This is a genomic window from Cloacibacterium normanense (genome assembly GCF_002943105.1).
In the GTDB taxonomy this organism is placed as follows: Bacteria; Bacteroidota; Bacteroidia; order Flavobacteriales; family Weeksellaceae; genus Cloacibacterium.
On sequence record NZ_PTPZ01000003.1, the window covers coordinates 369,594 to 392,474 of the forward strand.

The following is a 22,881-nucleotide window of genomic DNA, read 5'->3' on the forward strand; positions in this document are numbered from 1 at the left end:
AAACATTATTATAAAATGGAAAATCAAACAAAAAATAAAAAAAGTCCAGTTTTTGGGATTATTTTAACCATCGTTATTGTGGTAGGTGCTATTTATGGTTACAAAAAATGGTCTTACAGCAACGCTCACGAAGAAACAGATGATGCGCAAATTGCATCTAATGTAAGTCCTGTTATTTCTAAAATTTCTGGTTATGTAGCAGAAGTAAGGGTAAAAGACAATCAGTTTGTGAAAAAAGGAGATACCTTAATTATCCTTGAAAATAAAGACCAATTAATGACTTTACAACAAGCTGAAGCTGCGCTAGGAACTGCTAAAAGCAATTTAAATACCGCTCAAGCTGGTGCTGCAGCAGCGAATAAAAGCATCAGTACATCAAACGCAGCAGTAGCTACTGCAAATGCACAGATTGAAGCAGCGAAAGTAAACGTTTGGAAAACTACTCAAGATTTGAAACGTTATGAAAATCTAGTGAAAGACCATTCCATTACGCAACAACAATATGACCAAGTTCTGGCAGCGAAACAAGCAGCAGATAAACAATTGCAAATTTTGGTAGAACAAAGAAATCAAGCGGCTCAGCAAACAGGTTATGTGTCTTCTCAATCAGAAGCAACTTCTCAACAAATTGGCGTAGCAAGTTCTATGATTAAACAAAGAGAAGTAGATGTGCAAAATGCTAAATTAAATCTTTCTTATACCGTAATTACCGCGAAACAAGATGGTTATGTTTCTAAAATTCCAGTGCAGGTAGGTCAGTTTTTACAAGCAGGAGCACAGTTATTCAGCATTGTTTTAAATAATGACAAATGGATTGTGGCAAATTTTAAAGAAACACAATTAAACAAAATGGTAGAAGGTCAAAAAGTAGAAATTAAAATAGATGCTTTCCCAGATGATGAGTTCGAAGGAGTAGTAAGTTCTATTTCGCCAGCTACTGGTTCTACATTTTCTTTACTTCCTCCAGATAATGCAAGTGGAAACTTCGTAAAAGTAGTTCAAAGAGTTCCTGTGAAAATCACTTTTAAGGATTTAAAACCTGAAGTTGCCAAAAAATTAAGAGCTGGAATGAATGTTTTAGTAGACGTAGAAGTAAAGTAGAAAAAAAGTAAATGAGAAAAGTTTAGAATGGAATAAATTCTAAACGAAACTCAAAACTTGAAATAAAAATTTATGCAAGATTCATTAGTAGAATATGGTGCAAGACGAGTGATTATTACCATCACTGCAATTCTCTGTGCATTGCTAGAGATTGTAGACACTACTATAGTAAATGTAGCGCTGAACGAGATGAAAGGAAATCTGGGCGCTACACTTTCTGAGGTAGGTTGGGTAATTACCGCTTATGCGATTGGTAACGTAATTATAGTTCCTATGACGAGTTGGCTTTCGCAACAATTCGGGAGAAGAAATTATTTTGCGGCTTCTATTGTTATATTTACGGTTTTCTCATTTTTATGTGGAAATGCGAGCAATATTTGGGAACTCGTTATTTTTAGATTATTACAAGGAATAGGAGGTGGTGCACTTTTGGTAACTTCTCAAACGATTATTACAGAGTCTTATCCCATCGAAAAAAGAAGTATGGCGCAAGCTATTTATGGTTTGGGTGTTATTATTGGACCTACATTAGGTCCGCCATTGGGAGGTTATATTGTAGATAATTTCAGTTGGCCTTATATATTTTATATCAATATTCCTATTGGGATTGTAGCGACTTTGCTTACGCTTCAGTTTGTAAGAAGTCCTAAATATGCTGAGAAAAAATCTGCAAGTGATGTAGATTGGTTAGGGATATTCTTGTTGGCAATAACGGTAGGTTCTTTACAATATATTTTAGAAAGAGGTCATGAAGATGATTGGTTCGAAAGCAAAGTAATTCTTTCCCTTACTTTGATTTCTTTCTTTGGACTTATCTTCTTTATCTGGCGAGAATTAACGTACAAATATCCAATTGTAGAACTTAGAGTTCTTAAAAACGGAAATCTTAGAATCGGAACAGTTATGTCCTTTATTTTAGGCTTTGGTTTATACGGTTCTACCTTTATTATTCCGCTTTATACACAGAGTATTTTAGGTTGGACAGCTTTACAATCAGGTGCTTTGATGATTCCCGCGGCATTAACCACCGCTTTTATGATGCCAATAATAGGTCGATTATTAACCAGAGGAGCAAAACAGCAAGTTTTAGTAGCTTTAGGATTGTTTATCTTTTTCATTTATAGTTTTTGGGGATATAAATTATTAACTCCAGATACAGGAAAAGACGCCTTCTTCTGGATGCTTATTGTGAGAGGAGCAGGTTTAGGATTGTTATTTATTCCTATTACATCACTTTCATTAAGTACATTAAAAGGAGCTCAAATTGGTCAAGGAGCCGCTTTTACAGGGATGATGAGACAGTTGGGAGGTTCTTTTGGCGTAGCTGCAATTACCACTTTTATTGCTAATCAAAATATGTTTTACAGAAGTGATTTGGTGGCGAAGTTAGATGTCAATAGTTTACAGGTTCAACAAAGAATTGCTGCGTTAAAAGCTAATTTTATTGCCAAAGGAATGACGCCTGATCAAGCGCTCGCTTCGGCGTATAAAATTTTAGATTTTTCTGTAATGAAACAAGCTACGGTGCTTTCTTATATGGATGTCTTCCTCTATTTAGGAATTATGTTTCTTATTTGTATTCCTTTTATTTTATTCATCAAAGAAAGAAAAGGAGGCAGAACCATAGATCCAAGTGAAGCCATGCACTAAAAATATAAAAGACATCAAATTTTTGATGTCTTTTTTTTTACCATTTTTTTCTTCTTACATATATAAAGGTGATAATAACAATGAGTCCCATCAAACCTAATGTTGCAAAGTAACCATAAGGTTTTGTGATTTCTGGCATATACTCGAAATTCATTCCGTAAACTCCTGCTATAAAAGTAATAGGTAAGAAATAAACCGAATAAATGGCGAGCATTTTCATTACCTGATTGGCTTTTTGGTCAGAAAGCGCCAGAAACATACTCATTAAGTTATTGGTTTGCAAATGCAAATGGTCAAAATCACTGATGGCATCTTTATAACTGTCTTTCAAGTCCTTTATTTCTACAGAATCTAGAGGTAATTTTTCAAAAGAACTTACCCAATCTGATGAAAGATTTAGCACTTTCAAATTCAATCCTACTTTTCTTTTGAAACGATAGAGCCTTTTCAGTTGAGCAGAATTAGAAACGTTTTTTAGAAAAACTTCGTTTTCCATTTTATCTAATTGGTCTAGAAGCACCTCGTTTTCATGTTCAAAGGAAATAAATATTTTTTGTCCTAAATGAAGCGCTAATTGATAAGGAGTTTTGAAATTTTCTGGGTGAATTGCAATTTCTTTCAATAGAGATTTTATCGCATCGTTTTCTATTCTGTGTACCGTAAGAATGAGATTGTCTTTCAAGAAAATTCCTAATTTGGTACTTACATCACTTATGGTATTGAGGATGAGTCTTTCGGTAGAAGTATTTAATCTGGTCAGGAAAAATTTTAGATTGCCATTGTCTTCGAATTTTGGCAAGTGATTCGGGTCTATACAGTCTTCTAACCAATAGTGATTGATATCATATTTTTTTGAAATTTCGGCAATGTCTTCTTGCTTCATTTCTAAGATATCTATCCATTCATATTCTATGGTTTTGTGAAGTGTACTCTCTGTCATGGTCTAATTGCGTTAATTTTATCAAATGTATAAATTTTTATAAATCTATAAAGACACATGAGTATATAATTATTTATAAAACATTTTAATACATAATATTTATGACTCATGTTAATTATATGTTAAAAATAAAATCTTACTTTTGTACCCCACAAATTTTAAAAACTTTATGATTAAGAGTGTAATAAAAGGATATGGTTATTATGTTCCTGAGAATGTGGTAACTAATGACGATTTGTCTAAGTTGATGACTACTAATGATGAGTGGATAACAGAGAGAACAGGCATCAAAGAGCGCCGTCACAGAAAAAATAGAAATGACAGCGAAGAAACGACAGCTTTTTTAGCAAAAAAAGCAGCTGAAAAGGCTCTAGAAAAAGCAAATCTAACGGCTAAAGATTTAGATTTTATCGTTTTTGCAACTTTAAGTCCAGATTATTTCTTCCCAGGAAGTGGTGTAGTTTTACAAGAAATGCTAGGTTGTGATACCATCGGTGCATTAGATGTAAGAAATCAGTGTTCAGGATTTGTTTATTCTATGAGTGTTGCAGATGCCTTTATCAAAGCGGGAACTTATAAAAATATATTAGTTGTAGGAGCTGAAGTTCATTCTTTTGGTTTGGATTTTACAGATGAAGGAAGAGGCGTTTCTGTCATTTTCGGTGATGGAGCAGGAGCGATTATTCTTTCTGCAAATGAAGACGAAAACGAAGAAGGTGTTTTAGCAGTAAACATGCACTCAGAAGGAAAATATGCTGAAGAATTAGCAGTTAAATTCCCTGGAACTAAACTAGGATGGATGGATAGAGCGCTTTATGAACCTGAAGCTGTAGAAAGACAAGATATTTATCCGGTGATGAATGGTAATTTCGTGTTTAAACATGCGGTAACCAGATTCCCAGAAACCATGATGGAAGCATTAACTAAAGCTGGAAAAACTCCAGAAGATTTAGACATGTTCATTCCACATCAGGCGAATTTGAGAATTGCACAATTTGTTCAACAAAGATTTGGATTACCAGACGAAAAAATATTTAATAATATTCAGAAATACGGTAATACTACCGCAGCGTCTATTCCTATTGCATTATGTGAAGCTCTAGATCAAGGAAAAATTAAAAAAGGAGATTTAGTACTTCTTTCAGCTTTCGGAAGTGGTTTCACTTGGGGAAGCGTACTTTTTAGATATTAATTTGATTAATCCATGATAATTAAGACCTTTCAGTATTTTCTGAAAGGTTTTTTTTGTAACTAAAGTGACAAAATCGAAAAATAATTACCCTCTTTTTATTAATTTTATATGATATTTATCAAAATTGATAAATGTCAGCAAATAATAAAGGAATTTATTATAAGGTAGTTTGTAATTTTGTTCCAGAAATTATAAGAGAAAAATAACAAATTAATATATTATGGCTACAACAGCAAAAAATGAAAAGTATGTGTATTCCTTCGGTGGTGGTAAAGCCGATGGAAATGAGTCAATGAAGAATCTACTTGGTGGAAAAGGTGCTAACTTAGCAGAAATGGCAGGTCACAAAGATCTTAAACTACCTGTTCCTCCCGGTTTTACCATCACTACAGAAGTATGTACGTATTTCTACGATAATAAAAGACAATATCCTTCTACATTAGAAAAGCAAATAAAAGATGCACTTGCTCAAGTTGAAAAATTAATGGGCAAAAAATTCGGAGACGTTAAAAATCCTTTATTAATGTCTGTACGTTCTGGTGCTAGAAAATCTATGCCAGGAATGATGGATACCGTTCTTAACATTGGTCTTAACGACGAAACTATTCAAGGTCTTATCGCAGAAAGCGGTGACGAAAGATTTGCTTACGATGCTTACAGAAGATTAGTAATGATGTATGCAGACGTAGTAATCGAAAAAGCAGGTGGTATGGAACCAGCAAAAGGTATTGGTATCCGTAAAATCATGGACGAAAGATTAGAAGAAGTTAAAAAAGAAAAAGGCGTAGAATTAGATACTGATCTTTCTGCTGATGATCTTAAAAAATTAGTAAAAGAATTCAAAGCTTTAACTAAAAAACACCTAAAACAAGACTTCCCTGAAACTCCTTGGGATCAATTAATGGGAGGTGTAGGTGCTGTATTCGCTTCTTGGAACGGAAAACGTGCAATTGAGTACAGAAGAATCGAAAGAATTCCAGATGAATGGGGAACTGCTGTAAACGTACAAGCTATGGTATTCGGTAACATGGGTAATGACTCTTGTACTGGTGTAGCTTTCACTCGAAACCCAGGAAACGGTGAAAATAAATTCTATGGAGAATATTTAGTAAATGCTCAAGGAGAAGACGTAGTAGCGGGTATCAGAACTCCAGCTCCTATCAATCAATATTCTAAAAATGACCACAGTAAAAATTTAACTACTTTAGAGAAATTCATGCCAGAGCAATACAAAGAGCTTGATGAAATTCAACAAAGATTAGAAAAACACTACAAAGACATGCAAGATATAGAATTTACCATCGAAAAAGGTAAACTATACATGCTACAATGTAGAGTGGGTAAAAGAAATGGTGTATCTGCAGTAAAAATGGCTGCTGATATGTACAAGGAAGGAATGATTGATGCAGAAACTGCAATCCTTAGAGTAAATCCTAATCAGTTGGTAGAATTATTATTACCAATGTTCGACCCAGACATCGAAAAAACTCATAAAGTAATTGCTAAAGGTTTACCAGCTGGTCCTGGTGGTGCTGTAGGTAGAGTAGTATTCTCTTCAGAAGATGCTGTAGAATGGGCTTCTAAAGGAGAAAAAGTAATCCTAGTAAGAGAAGAAACTTCTCCAGAAGATGTAGATGGTATGCACAAATCTGAAGCAATTCTTACTACAAAAGGTGGTATGACTTCTCACGCAGCTTTAGTAGCTAGAGGTTGGGGTAAATGTTGTATCGTAGGATGTAGCGAAATCTCTATCCACGATAAAGAAAAATATTTTGTAACCAAAGACGGTAAAAAAATAAAAGAAGGAGATTGGGTATCTCTAAACGGTAGTAAAGGAACTGTTTACGAAGGTTCTTTACCATTAATTGATGTAGATTTAAATAAAAATCAATCTTACAAACAATTGATGACTTTAGTAGATAAATACAAAACAATGGGTGTAAGAACCAATGCTGATACACCTAAAGATGTAGAACAAGCAACTTATTTTGGAGCAGAAGGTGTTGGTCTTTTCAGAACTGAACACATGTTCTATGGTGAAGGTAGTGATAAACCATTATTCTTATTAAGAAAAATGATTATGAGTGACACCGAACAAGAACGTAAGTCAGCACTTAATGAATTATTCACTTTCGTGAAGAGAGATATTAAAGCTACATTAGAAGTAATGAAAGGAAATCCAGTAACCATCAGATTACTAGACCCACCATTACACGAATTCGTACCTCACGATAAAGCAAAATTACAAGAGCTTTCTAAAGAGTTAGGTGTAAGCATGAGCATCTTAAACAGAAGAATTCTTGCATTACACGAAAACAACCCAATGCTTGGTCACAGAGGTGTACGTTTAGGAGTTTCTTATCCAGAAATTACCGAAATGCAAGTAAGAGCAATCTTCGAAGCAGCAGGTGAATTACAAAAAGAAGGCGTAAAAGCATTCCCAGAAATTATGATTCCTGTAACTTGCGGTAGACACGAACTTTCTCACCAAAAAGCAATCGTAGATAAAGTATATGATGAAACTTTAGAGAAATTAGGAGTTAAAAAAATTCCTTACATGTACGGAACCATGATTGAAATTCCTAGAGCAGCACTTAAAGCAGATTCTATGGCAATGGTAGCAGACTTCTTCAGTTTTGGTACTAATGACTTAACTCAAATGTCGTTTGGTTTCTCTAGAGATGATATCGGTGGATTCTTACCTAAATATTTAGACCTTAAATTATTGCCAGGAGACCCATTCGTATCTATTGACCAATCTGGTGTTGGTGAATTAATCAAAATCGGGGTAGAAAGAGGTAGAAAAACAAAACCAAACTTAAAAGTAGGTATTTGTGGTGAGCACGGTGGTGATGCAGAATCAGTGAAATTCTGTCATTCTATCGGTATGAATTATGTAAGTTGTTCTCCATTTAGAGTTCCTATCGCTAGATTAGCTGCTGCACAAGCTGCAATCGAAGATAAAAAATATGTGAAAACTTCATAACAATATTTATAATTAACAATGATAAGCCGCATAGAATTTTCTATGCGGCTTCTCTTTTTACTAAATTTAAGAAACATTTAACCTCCTAAAACTTTGTACTCTCGTTTACTTGCAGTAAATTAGTGTGTTTATTTAACATTCCTAAAAACACTAAAATCACCATGACTTACCAAGTAGTGCCTCATTCTCTATTCTCTGAATTTGATATCCATCTTTTCCGTGAAGGAAAACACTTTAAACTCTACGAAAAAATGGGTTCTCATAAAGTAGAAATAGACGGTAAAACAGGAATCTATTTTGCGGTTTGGGCGCCTAATGCAAAGCAAGTTTCCGTAATTGGAGATTTCAATAATTGGGATTCTAGAGTTTCTGAACTCAAAATCCGTTGGGATGGTTCTGGGATTTGGGAAGGTTTTATAGAAGGCTTAGATTTTGGTGTGATTTACAAATATGGCATTCAAACATATAGCGGTGCTTATTTAGAAAAAGGAGATCCTTATGCTTTAAAGTGGCAACAAACCATTCAGGCTGCTTCTATTGTGGATACTACTTTCTACGAATGGAAAGACCAAGAATGGATGAAAAATCGCCATCAAAAAAATTCTTTAGAATCTCCTATTTCGGTTTATGAAGTTCACTTGGCTTCTTGGATGAGAGGAACAGATGATCCTAATCGTTTTTTCACGTATAGAGAAATTGCAGAAAGACTCGTTCCTTATGTTAAAGAAATGAATTTTACACATGTAGAATTTATGCCTGTGATGGAATATCCTTTCGATCCAAGCTGGGGTTACCAAATTACAGGTTTCTACGCAGCGAGTTCTCGTTTTGGAACGCCACAAGATTTAATGTATTTGATAGAAGAATTGCACAAAAATGAAATTGGCGTAATTCTCGATTGGGTTCCTTCCCATTTTCCGGGAGATGCCAATGGTTTGCATTATTTTGATGGAAGTTTCCTCTACGAACACGAAGACCCAAGAAAAGGATTTCACCCAGATTGGAAATCCCATATTTTCAACTACGGAAGAAACGAAGTAAAATCTTTCCTGATTTCGAATGCTTGTTTTTGGCTCGATAGATATCATGCAGATGGTTTACGTGTAGATGCAGTGCGTTCTATGCTTGAGTTAGATTATTCTAGAGCTGATGGAGAATGGGAACCAAATAAATATGGAGACAACAGAAATCTGGAAGCGATAGATTTCATCAAAGAGATGAATACAATTGTGTACAGAGAATTTCCAGATATACAAACGATTGCAGAAGACAGCAGTGATTTTCCTAAAGTTACCAAACCTATTTATGATGACGGATTAGGTTTTGGAATGAAATGGATGATGGGTTGGATGCATGATACCTTAGATTATTTCGAAGAAGATCCAATTGCTAGAAAATATCATCATCATAAACTTACTTTCAGTACCATGTACATGAATAATGAGAACTACATGTTGCCATTATCTCATGACGAAGTAGTACACGGAAAAAGCAGTTTGATTTTTAAAATGCAAGGTGACGAATGGCAAAAACATGCCAATTTGAGAGCATTGTACACCTATATGTACACGCATCCAGGTAATAAATTGCTTTTCATGGGTGGTGAATTCGGGCAAACTCACGAATGGGATTTTAGCCAAAGTTTAGATTGGCATCTTCTACAATATCCTATACATCAAGGATTGCAGAATTTTGTGAAAAATTTGAATACGGTTTTCAAATCCGAAAAAGCACTTTACGAAAATAATTTCAATCCATACGGTTTTGAATGGATTGAAGCAGATGATGCAGATAATTCTATCTATGTTTTTCTAAGAAAAGGAAAATCTGAAGATGAGGTGCTCATGTCTGTTTTGAATCTTACTCCTAGAACTTTCGATTATAAAATTGGTATAGAAGAAGGAACAAAATGGAAAGTGATTCTTAATTCAGATGCTCCAGAATTTGGAGGAAGTGGAGTAGTTCCAGAAATCAAATGGTACGAAGAAACTCCATGGAATAATAAACCCAATTCTATGATTGTTACTTTGCCTCCGCTTTCAGGAATTATTTTAAAGCAAACGGAGAAAACTAAAAAGAACCAAGCAAAAAGCAAATAATAACTTATAATTTATAACTCATAACTCAAACTTAAGATGAAAGTCTTCCATTTAAGCGTAGAATGTTTTCCGGTAGCTAAAGTAGGCGGTTTAGCAGATGTAGTAGGTGCGCTTCCTAAATACCAAACCAAAATGGGAATTGATGCCAAAGTAGTAATGCCTTGGTATAATAAACCATTTGTAAACGAAAACGAATTCGAAGTAGTTTTTGATGGTTTTATTCATCAGATTCATCACATGTACCAAGTTTTGGTCATGAAAGAAAAACATAATGTTTTAGGATACGAATTGTATTTGGTGAAAATTCCTGGATTGCTAGATAGAGACCAAGTGTATGGTTATTTTGATGAAAGTCAACAGTTTATAGCGTTTCAGCATGCGGTTTTGCATTGGCTTTCTGCTATGGAAATTCGTCCAGATGTCTTGCATTGTCATGATTATCATACGGGTTTAGTTCCGTTTATGGTAGAGTATTGTCAGGATTTTGATTTTTTAAAAGGCGTAAAAACCGTAGGAACCATTCATAATGGGGAATATCAAGGAACGATGGATTGGCAAATGTCTAATTATATGCCACGTTTCGACGCTTGGAAATGGGGATTGCTCGATTGGAACGGAAGAATTAATCCTTTGGCAACTATGATTAAATGTTGTCATGAATTTACTGCAGTTTCTCAAGGTTATATTCATGAGTTGTTTGAAGATGCGCAAGGTTTACAAGACTTAATTAGACAAGAACACAGAAAAGCACATGGAATCATCAATGGGATAGATACAGAAGTTTGGAATCCTATGACGGATATAATGCTCAACGATCATTATTCTAGAGAGAACTTTGAAGAAGGAAAAGAAAAAAATAAAAAATGGCTTTGTGAAGAATATGGCTTGAATCCAGAACTTCCGCTTTTTGCTTTTATTGGAAGATTTGCTGGCGAAAAAGGAGCAGATATGTTACCAGATATTGTAAGAAGAAGCATTTCTGAAACCGAAGGCGCTTTAAATATTCTCATTTTAGGTTCTGGAAATCCTCAAATAGAAAATACACTGAAACAACTTCAAGAAGAATTTCATGTGAATTTTGCGATGGATTTAGGATACAAAGAAGCTTTGTCACACAAGATTTACGCAGGTGCAGATTTCTTACTAATGCCTTCTCGTGTAGAACCTTGTGGATTGAATCAAATGTATGCCATGAGATACGGAACTATCCCAATTGTACGATATACAGGTGGGTTAAAAGATACCGTAACAGACATTTCTTCAGGAGGTTATGGTTTAAATTATACCTTCCCGGGAACTGATGATGCTGTACATGCCATCAAAAGAGCGCTGTATTTATATGATGACAAAGAAGAAATGCGAAATTTACGAAAAACAATAATGAATTTGGACTTTTCTTGGCAGAAATCTGCTGAAAATTATGTAAATTTATATCGTAAAAATTAAATAGAGTTTCTTTTTAGGAAGTCTATTTTCGCTTTTTATAAAATTTCAAAATAAAACCACAAAATATATGAAACCAAGTGTTATATCTATTGTATTAGGAGGAGGTAGAGGTAGTAGATTATTTCCTCTTACAGATAAGCGTTCCAAGCCCGCAGTTCCCATCGCAGGGAAATACAGATTAGTAGACATTCCTATTTCTAATTGCCTTAATTCTGGCTTTAATAGAATTTTGGTGCTCACACAGTTTAACTCGGCTTCGCTTAATTCTCATATCAAAAACACCTATCACTTTGATATTTTTAGCAAAGGTTTTGTGGATATTTTGGCAGCTGAACAAAGCACAGATAACGAAAATTGGTATCAAGGAACAGCAGATGCAGTAAGACAATCTATGCGTCATTTAGACAAATATGATTATGATTATATTCTCATTCTTTCTGGTGACCAATTGTACCAGATGGATTTCAAAGAAATGATAGATTTCCATGTTGAAAATGGCGGAGACATCACCATTGCTACCATTCCTGTAAACAGTAAAGATGCTACTGGTTTTGGAATTTTAAAAGCCAATGACGAAAACCAAATCACCTCTTTCATAGAAAAACCATCTGCAGATTTATTGCCAGATTGGACTTCTGAGGTTTCTGATGATATGAAACAACAAGGTAGAGATTACCTTGCTTCTATGGGAATTTATGTCTTCAATAAAAAAGTTTTGAGAAAAATGTTTGAGGAAGACAAAGGTGATGACTTTGGCAAAGACCTCATTCCAAATGCAATCAATAACGGATATAATACGCTAAGTTACCAATACGAAGGTTATTGGACGGATATAGGAACCATCGGTTCTTTCTTCGAAGCGAATATGGATTTAACCAATGAATTGCCAAAATTCAATATGTTTAGCAATTCGCCAATTTATACCAGACCGAGAATGTTGCCGCCTTCTAAAATCAATGGTTCTTTTGTGAATAAAGCCATTTTTGCGGACGGATGTATTATTATGGCGGATAAAATAGAGCATTCACTCATTGGGAACAGAACCAGAATAGAAAAAGGAAGTACCATAATTCGTTCTTATATCATGGGAGCAGATTACTATCAAAATCCTGAAGACATGGCAGAAAATGATGCTAAAGGAATTCCAAACATCGGGGTAGGTAAATTCTGTTACATAGAAAATGCTATTTTAGATAAAAACTGTCATATTGGGAACAATGTAAGGATTATCGGTAGCAAACATTTACCAGATGGAGATTTCAAAACCCATTCTATAAAAGACGGAATAATCGTGGTGAAAAAAGATGCCATCATAAAAGATGGAACAGTGATACCATAGAGTTTTTTTATTTTTAGGAAATCGGGCTTGTAATTTTTTTGCAAGCCCGATTTTTAATTCTAAATTTGCTCAACTAAAAATTAAACAAATGAAAAAAATCAAATTTTTATTTACCGTAATGGCTGTGTTTTTTATGAGCCAACTTTTTTCTGCGCAAACTAGCGAATGGAAAGAAAAAACAGAGTTTCATAAAATCATGAGCCAAACATTTCACCCTGCCGAAGAAGGAAATTTTGCGCCGATTAAAAGCAGAATAGATGAAATGGAAACCAAAGCAGTTGCTTTCAAAAATTCAGAAATTCCAGCAGATTTTGGAAATAAAGATGCTATTAAGAAATCTTTGAAAAAATTAGTGAAAGAAACGAAAGCTTTCAATAAAAAAATTAAGTCTGGAGCATCAGATGAAGCCCTTAAAAATGATTTTATGGCTCTTCATGATACGTTTCACACGATTGTAGGTCTTTGCAAAGCAGAAGACGAGCACGAACATTAATCTATAATTATATGTAATGAGTAATCTGCAAAATATACAATTTGCTGATTACTCATTATTTTTAACCTATATTATGCGTTGGTATAAATTTGTAATTTATATAAGTATCTTTTTGTTTTCGGTGTATGCCGTTTCTATGCTTTTTGTAGAAGAAAGCAAAAGTTTTACCATTGAAAAAGAAATTAATTATCCTATTGACAAGGTTTTTCCTCAGTTCAATAATTTGCAGAATTTCACGCAATGGAATGAATTTTTTGTTTCAAAAGAAGATTACACTTTCGCATATTATACGCCTTATCAAGGTCAAGGCTCTTCTTTGAATTATCAAAGCAAGAAAAATGAATCTGATTATGGAGATTTTTTTATTCGTTATGAGAATCCTTTTTCTACGCTTAAATACCAATTGTTCGAAGGGAAAAACGGTAATCCATACAGTATTAATGTAAAATTTGTACCACAAGGAAATAAAACCAAAGTCATTTGGTTTGTTCACACGCCTAGATTGCCATTTTTGAAACGTTCGCTTAATCTGCTTTCAGAAGATTTCGTAGCAGGAAATATAGACCAATCTATGGTAAATCTATCTCAACTCTTGAGTGGAAAAGTAGACAAAGAAATTTTACTTTCTAAAATTAAATATGATACACTCATGGTCGAAAAACAAGACGGTCAATTGCTATTGGGAATCAATGTTTCGAGTGTGAATAAAAAAGGAGATTTAATTAAAAATATAGAACTGAATCATAATAAAGTCATCAGTTTGGTAACCAAAGATTTAGGTAAAAAGGAAGATGAATTTGGAGTTCCCGTTTTGATTACAGAGCCAGGAAGTTATAAAGACAAAGAGGTTTCTTATTTCTATGGAGTTCCCGTAAAAAAAAGAGAAGGACTTTCTGATAATAATTTCAATTTCCGCACTTTGAATGCTTCAGAAAACTATATTATGTATTACAAAGGGAGATATGAAAATAGAATAAAAGTGATTGCTCAACTCTTACAAAAAGCTCAAAAAGACAGCATGAGAAATGGTCAGTTACAAGAAACTTTCATAGAAGCACCGAATGCAAAAAAAGAAGTCACTATAAAAATTTCTTTGCCGGTTTATAGATAGTTCAAAATTCTCATTTTTAACTACTTTTTAACAAATTTTAATTTTATTTAACGATTTTTTAGATTGCATAGATTTTTATTATGTAAGCTATACCTTTTTACCATCTTTTTAAGTTCCTCAATTCGCTTTTTTTTAGTAATTTTGCGTAAACTATACTTCTAACAAAGAAAAAGGCGGAAAATGGACAGATTTTCATTTCTAAATGCAGCACACTCTCAATTTATTGAAGATTTATATCAACAATATTTAAAGTACCCAGATTCTATAGAACCTTCGTGGAAATCATTTTTCCAAGGTTTTGATTTTGCACTAGCAAATTATAGTGAAGATGAGGTTTCTATTACCCAATTGGCTTCTAATGTTGTCGCTACTGGGAATATTCCAGAAAATATTGAAAAAGAATTCAAGGTAATCAATTTAATTAATGATTACAGAAGACGTGGTCACTTGTTTACCAAGACCAATCCAGTACGTGAACGTAGAGCGTATTCTCCAGATTTATCAATTGAGAATTTTGGTTTATCTCCAGCAGATTTACAAACCAAATTTAATTCTGCTAAAGAAGCTGGACTAAATGGAGCAGCTACGCTTCAAGAAATCATCAATCATCTAGAAAAAGGATATTGTGATTCTATCGGGGTAGAATATATGCACATTCAGAGTGTAGAAGAGAAAAAATTCATCAGAGAATGGATTAATGTGAATGAAAATCACCCAACTCTTTCTGCAGCTGAGAAAAAAGAGATTTTACACAAATTAAATCAAGCAGTAGCTTTCGAAAACTACTTGCACACGAAATTCGTAGGTCAAAAACGTTTCTCTCTAGAAGGTGGAGAATCATTAATTCCTGCGCTAGACCAATTAATTTCTCGTTCTTCTCTTCATGGAGTAGATGAGGTAATTCTTGGGATGGCTCACAGAGGTAGATTAAATGTTTTAACCAATATTTTCCAGAAATCTTATAAGCAAATTTTCTCAGAATTTGAAGGGAAAGAATTTGAAGAAGATGTATTCTCTGGTGACGTAAAATATCACTTGGGTTCATCTAAAAAAATAACTACAGCTTCTGGTGAAGAAGTAAGAATTAACTTAGTTCCTAACCCTTCTCACTTAGAAACCGTAGCTTCTTTGGTTGGCGGAATTTCTAGAGCTAAAATAGACCATACTTACCAAGGAAATGCTAAAAAAGTGTTGCCAATTGTTATCCATGGTGATGCTGCAATCGCAGGACAAGGAATTGTGTATGAAGTAGCACAAATGATGACGCTAGAAGGTTACAAAACTGGTGGAACGGTTCACATTGTAGTGAATAACCAAGTTGGTTTTACCACTAACTATTTAGATGCTCGTTCTTCTATTTACTGTACAGATATTGCTAAAGTGACTGATTCTCCAGTAATGCATGTAAATGCAGACGATGTAGAAGCAGTAGTTCACGCCATTAGATTTGCTGCTGATTATAGAGCACAGTTTGGTAAAGATGTATACATAGATTTATTAGGGTACAGAAAATATGGTCATAATGAAGGAGATGAACCAAGATTTACCCAGCCAAGTTTATATAAATCTATTTCTAAGCACCCTAATCCAAGAGAAATTTACAAGAAAAAACTCGTAGAAGAAGGGGTGGTTTCAGATGCTGTAATGTCTGAAATGGAAAAAGAATTTAAAAATTTATTAGACCAAAACTTTGATGAAGCTAAGGAAATCGAAAGAAATACCATGGCGATTTTCATGGAAGAGGACTGGAAAAATTATGCTTTATTAGGAAAACTTCAGCAAGTTTTAGAAAATTATAATACGACTTATGATGTAGAGAAGCTAAGAGAATTAGCAGTTAAAATTTCTACATTACCAGCAGATAAAAAATTCATCAATAAAATTTCTAGATTATTCGATGCCAGAGTAAAAATGGTAGAAAATAATGCGCTAGATTGGGCAATGGGTGAATTATTAGCGTATGGAACACTTCTTACTGAAGGCAGTACCATTAGAATTTCTGGGGAAGACGTAGAAAGAGGTACTTTTTCTCACAGACACGCAGTGGTAAAAACAGAAGACAATGAAGAAGAATACGTTCCATTAAAACAAGTTTCTGATAACAAATTTGATATTTACAATTCTCACCTTTCTGAATACGGTGTTTTAGGTTTTGACTACGGTTATGCGATGGCCTCTCCTAATACTTTGACGATTTGGGAAGCGCAATTTGGAGATTTTGTAAATGGTGCTCAAATTATTATTGACCAATATTTAGTTGCAGCAGAAGAAAAATGGAAAATTCAGAACGGTTTGGTAATGCTTTTACCTCACGGTTTCGAAGGACAAGGTGCAGAACACTCTTCGGCAAGATTAGAAAGATTCCTCAACTTATGTGCAAACGGAAACATTATTGTAGCGAATTGTACTACACCTGCTAATTATTTCCACTTGTTAAGACGCCAACAAAAATTCCCGTTCAGAAAACCTTTAGTGGTAATGACGCCTAAATCATTACTTCGTCATCCAAGAGTAATTTCTACGGTTGAAGAATTAGCAAACGGAAGTTTCCAACCGGTAATTGATGATGCTACAGCTCAACCAGAAAAAGTAGAAAAATTAGTATTCTGCTCAGGTAAATTGTACTATGAATTATTGGCGAAGAAAGAAGAATTAAATGATGATAAAGTTGCTTTGGTAAGAATCGAACAATTATATCCATTGAATCCAGAAATTATTCAAGGTATTTTTGATAAATATTCTAACAGAAAAGAATTTGTTTGGGCACAAGAAGAGCCAGAAAATATGGGAGCTTGGACGTATATGTTGCGTAATTTCCGTAACGAAAACATTCAGGTAATCGCTCCTGTTGCAAGTGGAACTCCAGCTCCAGGAACTCATAAGAAATTTGAGAAAAACCAAAAAGGAGTTATCAATAGAGTTTTCGGAGTAGCAGAAGAAAATGTAGATTTGGTAAGACCTATTACCACGGTAAATGACTAAATCATGAAAAAAATTATTTACATCTTATTATTGAGTTGGTCCATCATTACTTTTGCACAATCAAATGTAAAAGTAATAGAAAATCAGTTCTTAGATTATAATCAATTGATTGTAAAAAAAGATTTTTCTAAAGCATTAGACCAATATGCTCATGAAGGATTTTTGAAATTTGTACCAAAAGAAACCATGGTGCTTATTTTTGATAAGATGTTTAATGATCCTAACATGAAATTTTCATTGGAGATTCCTACCATTTTAAAAGTGGAAGAATTTCCTCAGAAAATACAAAATGTATCTTATGCTAAAGTTTTTTACTCTCAAAAAATGAGTGTAGAATTAGCAGATGTGGTAAATGCAAAAGATGCCGAAGAAAAACAAAAGAATATCAATCTTTATTTAGGTGCTTTTAAATCGCAATTTGGTGATGGAAATGTAGTTTTCAATGAAAAAAACAATCAATTTGAGGTTATGTCATACAAAATGGCAGTTGCCAATTCTAATGAAGGTAAAAATTGGAAATTTACAGTAGCCGAAAAACAACAAGTAGAACTCTTAAAACAATTTCTTCCAGAAGAAATACTCACTGATTTAAAATAAAAAAATACATACAATGTCAATACTAGAAATGAAAGTTCCTTCTCCAGGAGAATCAATCACAGAAGTAGAAATAGCAACTTGGTTGGTAAAAGACGGAGATTATGTAGAAAAAGATCAAGCAATTGCTGAAGTAGATTCAGACAAAGCTACACTAGAGCTTCCAGCAGAACAAGCAGGGATTATCACCCTAAAAGCGGAAGAAGGAGAAGTAGTAAAAGTTGGTCAAGTCGTTTGTTTAATTGATATGAGCGGAGCTAAACCAGAAGGTACAGCTGCACCAGTTGCAGAAGCTCCAAAAGCGGAAGAAGCTCCAAAAGTAGAGGCTCCAAAACCTGCTGCTGCTCCAGTTGCTACTTATGCTACCAATTCGCCATCTCCAGCTGCTAAGAAAATTCTAGACGAAAAAGGAATTGAAGCTTCTGCAGTTTCAGGAACAGGTAGAGACGGAAGAATTACCAAAGAAGATGCATTGAATGCAACTCCAGGTGCCCCAGCAATGGGTGTTTCTTCGGGTAACAGAGCTCAAACCACTACTAAACTTTCAGTTTTAAGAAGAAAATTGGCAGCAAGATTGGTTTCTGTGAAAAACGAAACAGCGATGTTAACTACCTTCAATGAAGTTGACATGTCTGAAATTTTCAGAATCAGAAAACAATACAAAGAAGAATTCGCTGCAAAACACGGAATAGGTCTTGGTTTTATGTCTTTCTTCACCAAAGCGGTAACCAGAGCTTTACAGATGTATCCAGATGTAAACGCTATGATTGATGGAGATTATAAAATCAACAACGAATTCTGTGATATTTCTATCGCGGTTTCTGGTCCTAAAGGTTTAATGGTTCCTGTATTAAGAAATGCAGAAAACCTTACTTTAAGAGGAGTAGAAGCAAGTATTAAAGAACTAGCAACCAAAGTAAGAGACGGTAAAATCACCATCGAAGAAATGACAGGCGGTACATTTACCATTACCAATGGTGGTGTTTTCGGTTCTATGCTTTCTACACCAATTATCAATCCACCTCAATCTGCAATTTTAGGGATGCACAACATTATCGAAAGACCAGTTGCGGTAAATGGCAAAGTAGAAATCAGACCAATGATGTATTTAGCTGTTTCTTATGACCACAGAATTATTGATGGTAGAGAATCTGTAGGTTTCTTAGTTGCAGTAAAAGAAGCGCTAGACAATCCAGTAGAAATTCTAATGGGTGGCGACGAAAGAAAAGCGCTAGAACTTTAATTTCTTAGAAAATAAAGTCATAAATATTAACTATTTATGAAATAAATAACTCCCGCTGATTTTTCGGCGGGATTTTTGTTATCTTTATTTCATCATAAAATTTTAAAAATGTATTCTTCAATTACTCAAAACATCAAAGTTTCTGTAATCCCAGAATATGATGTAAAAAATTCTTTTCCTGCAGACAATCGTTTTGTTTTTAGATACAATATTGTCATAGAAAATCTAGGAAATGATGCAGTAAAACTCATGAAAAGAAGGTGGCTGATTTATGATGTAAGTTTCGGATTTACAGAGGTGATGGGAGATGGAGTAATCGGCATGACTCCAGAATTACAACCAGGAGAGTCTTTCAGCTACTTTTCTAATGTAATTTTGCGTTCAGGAGTAGGAAATATGCAAGGGAACTACATATTTAAAAATTTAGAAACTTTAGAAACTTTTGAGTCTGATATTCCTAAATTTAATTTGGTTTCAGAAGTCCTTTGTAATTAGTTTTAAAATAAAAATTCACGTAAAGAAGTCGGAGCTGGTGTTCTGACTTTTTTATTTTAATAATTATAAAACTTTCAAATTTTTGCTAAAAAGTGCAGGTAATTCTTCGTTTTCGGTAATCAAAAGTCTTTCAAAACCCAATAAAGAAAGCTTTGCACAAACTTCTGCATCAGCTCCAGCTCTGTGATGCGTAAATTGTATATCATGACAATTGGCGAGGTTTTTTAAACCATAACTTGTCAAATTTTTCCAAGATTTTTTGGCAATCTGTATGCTGCAGAGATATTCTGTTTTAGGCTTGAAAATACCATAATAATCAAGGCAACTGCGCAAAACTCCCGCATCAAAAGAAGCATTGTGGGCAATCATAAGATTTCCGTAGAGCAAATCTTCTATTTCGTACCAAATTTCATCAAAAGTAGGAGCATGAGCCACGTCTTTTGGATAAATCCCATGAACATTGATATTGTGTGGATTGAAATAAGGAAAACTCGGCGGTTTAATGAGCCAAGTTTTGGTTTCTACAATTTCAGAATTTTCTACTACGCAGATTCCTAATTCACACGCAGAGTTTCTCTCGTGTGTAGCCGTTTCGAAATCTAATGCAACAAAATTCATGAATGTTTTTTTTGAAATGATGTTAAAGAAAATGTTTAAAAATCAACCATTTACTTTGGTAATAGTCTTTAATTTGATGTTTACTTCTTAATTTTAAACTTTCGGCAAACATTCCATAAAAACCAAAATGCGCTTTTAGTACCGCAATTAAGTGTGGGAATCCATCTTTCATCCCGAAATAAACTCCTGCAATTCCGTCTAAAACCAATCTTAACGGAATAATCCAAAAAAGACTAGAAGTAGGCAAATTTTTAAGAAGCATGGTCAAATTGTTTCTGAAATTAAGAAACGTTTTTTGTGGAGATTGCTTGTTAAGTGTTCCACCACCAACATGAAAAACAGTAGATTTTCCGCAATAATAAATTTTTCTTCCCGCATTTTTGAGACGCCAACATAAATCTATTTCTTCTTGATGGGCAAAAAATCTTTCGTCAAAACCTTTCATCTTCCAGAAATCTGCTCTTCTGATGAATAATGCACAACCAGTTGCCCAAAAAATCTCTGTTTCATCATCATACTGTCCCAAATCTTCTTCTATCATTTCGAAAACTCTCCCTCTACAATAAGGATAACCAAGATGATCAATCATTCCACCAGCTGCACCTGCAAATTCAAAATATTTAGAATTTTTAAAAGCTCTAATTTTAGGCTGAATTGCAGCAATATCAGGATTTTTCTCAAAAAGTTCTAGAATAGGTGTAATCCAATTTTCGGTCACTTCTACATCAGAATTCAGTAAACAGTAGATTTCTTCTTTTATGTGTTGTAAACCTTCGTTATAACCACCAGCAAAGCCAGAATTTTTAGCATTGATGATGATTTTTACCGTTGGGAAATATTTTTCTACAAAAGCAACGGAATCATCTTTAGAAGCGTTGTCTATTACATAAACCGTAGCTTCGTCAGAATATTCTAACACATTGGGTAAGAATTTTTCTAACCATTTTTTTCCGTTCCAATTGAGGATAGCGATAGCAGTTTTCAAAATAAAATTTTCGTTAAATAGGATAATCTTTACCTTGGTACATTATTTCATCGGTAAGACGGTTTTTATATTTCCATCTTTTGTGTGTCCAAAGCCAGTTTTCAGGTTGTTTTTTGATGAGTTCTTCTAATAATTTCATGTATTTAATCACCAATTCTTCTCCTTCGAATTTTTCGTTTTCTGGAGTGATTTCTGAGAAGGTTAATTGATATTTTCCGCGTCTTACTTTAATGATTTCTGTAAAACAAAACATGAGATTTTCTTTATTGGGTAATCTGTTGTAACCAGTAAAAACGGGAGTTCTTTGATTTAAAAAGTTGATGCCTAGTTGGATTTTGGTTTTAAAAGGGGATTGATCTGCAGCGAAACCGTAAAGAGAATTTCCATCACTTTTTTCAGTAAAAAAATGTCTCATTACTTCTTTTGTCTCCAAGAGTTTGATTCCGAATTTTGCTCTAGACTGAATGATTTTTTGGTCCCAAAAATCGCTTTCAAGTTTTTTATAAATACCATAAAAATTTTCTTGAGGGACATTGTTTTGTAAAGCAATAGAAAGTTCCCAGTTAAAATTATGCCCAGCCAATAAAATCACATTTTTCTTTTCTTCATGCGCTTTTCTTAAAACATCGAGACCTTTGTAATCTACCAATTCAGAAAGTTCTTTTTCGCTTATTGAGAAAATTTTAAGTGTTTCTATCATAAAATCGCCAAAATTTCTAAAAAACTTTTTGCTGATGTCTTTCAATTCTGCTTCAGTTTTTTCGGGGAAAGAATTTCTAAGATTTTCTAAAACCGTTTTTTTTCGATACCCGATTACATAATAATTCAAGTAGAAAAATACATCCGAAAAACGGTAGAGTACTTTTAAGGGAAGTTTAGAAAAAAATAATAATATTTGGAATGATATTTGGTTCACGGTTCTAAATTAAGTTGCAAATTTACAAAATCATTACTTTAGTTGTTTATTTATTATATTTGAACCGAAAATAAAAATCGAAAATACTAACTTCATCTTACAGAAATATGAACATTAAAAAATCAATATTGAAATTAGCTTTTGTAAGCTTTTTATTGCCAACAGTTTTTTCAGCACAAACTTCTACTTTGACAGAAGCTGAAAAATTAGAAGCCAAGAAAAAAGCAGAAGCCGAAAAAGCCTCTTATGCAAAACCTTATGACGAGGCAGAAAATGCAGAACAAAAAATTGCAGAATTGGTAAAAAAAGCCAAAAAAGAGAATAAAAACATCATGCTACAAGCAGGAGGAAACTGGTGTATTTGGTGTTTGAGATTTAATAATTTCGTGCAAACTACTCCAGAATTAAAGAATTTGGTAGACGAAAACTACATTTATTATCACCTCAATTATTCTCCGAAAAATAAAAACGAGAAGATTTTTGCACAATACGGAAATCCCGGTGAGAAATTTGGTTACCCTGTTTTCATAGTTCTAGATAAAAATGGAAAGCAAATTCATACCCAAGAAAGCGGTTCGCTGGAAGAAGGAAAAGGCTACAGCTTAGATAAAGTAAAAGCCTTCTTCGAAGCATGGAAACCTAAAAAATAATAAAAAAAGAGTTGAATTTTTTCAACTCTTTTTTATTTGTA

The 22,881-nt window shown here is 33.9% G+C and carries 18 protein-coding genes; 14 read left to right on the top strand and 4 right to left on the bottom strand.

What is annotated here, in order from left to right:
* Positions 1 to 15: 15 nt before the first annotated feature.
* Together C3729_RS07140 and C3729_RS07145 are read left to right on the top strand one after the other, a co-directional pair.
* Positions 16 to 1,101: an HlyD family secretion protein gene (locus C3729_RS07140; protein ID WP_104793514.1), complete on the top strand. Its 1,086-nt coding sequence runs from the start codon at positions 16 to 18 to the stop codon at positions 1,099 to 1,101.
* Positions 1,102 to 1,173: 72 nt separating this feature from the next.
* On the top strand, positions 1,174 to 2,751 hold the full coding sequence (locus tag C3729_RS07145) for a DHA2 family efflux MFS transporter permease subunit (RefSeq protein WP_104793515.1): 1,578 nt from the start codon (positions 1,174 to 1,176) through the stop codon (positions 2,749 to 2,751).
* A gap of 37 nt (positions 2,752 to 2,788) precedes the next feature.
* Here C3729_RS07145 and C3729_RS07150 read toward each other — a convergent pair whose 3' ends face one another.
* Positions 2,789 to 3,691 carry a CorA family divalent cation transporter gene (locus C3729_RS07150; RefSeq protein ID WP_104793516.1) on the bottom strand — a complete coding sequence of 301 codons (903 nt, stop codon included), beginning with the start codon at positions 3,689 to 3,691 and terminating at the stop codon, positions 2,789 to 2,791.
* Positions 3,692 to 3,860: 169 nt separating this feature from the next.
* Between C3729_RS07150 and C3729_RS07155 the strand changes: the two genes are divergently transcribed.
* From C3729_RS07155 to apaG, 11 genes are all read left to right on the top strand, one after another.
* Positions 3,861 to 4,883, top strand: a complete 1,023-nt coding sequence (locus tag C3729_RS07155) for a 3-oxoacyl-ACP synthase III family protein (RefSeq protein WP_104793517.1) — start codon at positions 3,861 to 3,863, stop codon at positions 4,881 to 4,883.
* A 220-nt stretch (positions 4,884 to 5,103) separates the two neighbouring features.
* On the top strand, positions 5,104 to 7,869 hold the full coding sequence (gene ppdK / locus C3729_RS07160; RefSeq protein WP_104793518.1) for a pyruvate, phosphate dikinase: 2,766 nt from the start codon (positions 5,104 to 5,106) through the stop codon (positions 7,867 to 7,869).
* Between the two features lie 161 nt (positions 7,870 to 8,030).
* Complete coding sequence (gene glgB, locus C3729_RS07165) at positions 8,031 to 9,968, top strand: 1,4-alpha-glucan branching protein GlgB (protein ID WP_104793629.1); 1,938 nt, start codon at positions 8,031 to 8,033, stop codon at positions 9,966 to 9,968.
* A 36-nt stretch (positions 9,969 to 10,004) separates the two neighbouring features.
* On the top strand, positions 10,005 to 11,414 hold the full coding sequence (locus C3729_RS07170) for a glycogen synthase (protein WP_104793519.1): 1,410 nt from the start codon (positions 10,005 to 10,007) through the stop codon (positions 11,412 to 11,414).
* Between the two features lie 67 nt (positions 11,415 to 11,481).
* A complete protein-coding gene (locus C3729_RS07175; RefSeq protein WP_104793520.1) occupies positions 11,482 to 12,753 on the top strand; it encodes a glucose-1-phosphate adenylyltransferase in 1,272 nt (423 codons plus the stop codon).
* 88 nt (positions 12,754 to 12,841) lie between these two features.
* A complete protein-coding gene (locus C3729_RS07180; protein WP_104793521.1) occupies positions 12,842 to 13,246 on the top strand; it encodes a hypothetical protein in 405 nt (134 codons plus the stop codon).
* Between the two features lie 16 nt (positions 13,247 to 13,262).
* A complete protein-coding gene (locus C3729_RS07185) occupies positions 13,263 to 14,357 on the top strand; it encodes a polyketide cyclase (protein ID WP_317615411.1) in 1,095 nt (364 codons plus the stop codon).
* Positions 14,358 to 14,537: 180 nt separating this feature from the next.
* Positions 14,538 to 17,339 carry a 2-oxoglutarate dehydrogenase E1 component gene (locus tag C3729_RS07190; RefSeq protein WP_104793523.1) on the top strand — a complete coding sequence of 934 codons (2,802 nt, stop codon included), beginning with the start codon at positions 14,538 to 14,540 and terminating at the stop codon, positions 17,337 to 17,339.
* 3 nt (positions 17,340 to 17,342) lie between these two features.
* A complete protein-coding gene (locus tag C3729_RS07195) occupies positions 17,343 to 17,936 on the top strand; it encodes a hypothetical protein (protein ID WP_104793524.1) in 594 nt (197 codons plus the stop codon).
* A 13-nt stretch (positions 17,937 to 17,949) separates the two neighbouring features.
* The gene (odhB, locus tag C3729_RS07200; protein WP_104793525.1) at positions 17,950 to 19,176 is read left to right on the top strand and encodes a 2-oxoglutarate dehydrogenase complex dihydrolipoyllysine-residue succinyltransferase; all 1,227 of its coding nucleotides are present in this window, start codon (positions 17,950 to 17,952) and stop codon (positions 19,174 to 19,176) included.
* A 108-nt stretch (positions 19,177 to 19,284) separates the two neighbouring features.
* Positions 19,285 to 19,671: a Co2+/Mg2+ efflux protein ApaG gene (gene apaG, locus C3729_RS07205; RefSeq protein WP_069797320.1), complete on the top strand. Its 387-nt coding sequence runs from the start codon at positions 19,285 to 19,287 to the stop codon at positions 19,669 to 19,671.
* A 63-nt stretch (positions 19,672 to 19,734) separates the two neighbouring features.
* On the opposite strand, the gene C3729_RS07210 is transcribed toward apaG, so the two are convergent.
* Genes C3729_RS07210 through C3729_RS07220 form a run of 3 tightly spaced genes read right to left on the bottom strand, consistent with a single transcriptional unit; the run spans position 19,735 to position 22,190 of the window.
* Entirely contained in the window at positions 19,735 to 20,289 is a 555-nt protein-coding gene (locus C3729_RS07210; protein ID WP_104793526.1) for a 3'-5' exonuclease, read from the bottom strand.
* Between the two features lie 22 nt (positions 20,290 to 20,311).
* Positions 20,312 to 21,274: a glycosyltransferase family 2 protein gene (locus C3729_RS07215; RefSeq protein WP_104793527.1), complete on the bottom strand. Its 963-nt coding sequence runs from the start codon at positions 21,272 to 21,274 to the stop codon at positions 20,312 to 20,314.
* Between the two features lie 13 nt (positions 21,275 to 21,287).
* Positions 21,288 to 22,190, bottom strand: a complete 903-nt coding sequence (locus C3729_RS07220; protein ID WP_260204488.1) for a lysophospholipid acyltransferase family protein — start codon at positions 22,188 to 22,190, stop codon at positions 21,288 to 21,290.
* A gap of 107 nt (positions 22,191 to 22,297) precedes the next feature.
* On the opposite strand from C3729_RS07220, the gene C3729_RS07225 reads away from it, so the two are divergent.
* Positions 22,298 to 22,840 (top strand): thioredoxin family protein, encoded by a 543-nt coding sequence (locus C3729_RS07225; RefSeq protein WP_104793528.1) that lies wholly within the window; start codon positions 22,298 to 22,300, stop codon positions 22,838 to 22,840.
* Positions 22,841 to 22,881: the final 41 nt, after the last annotated feature.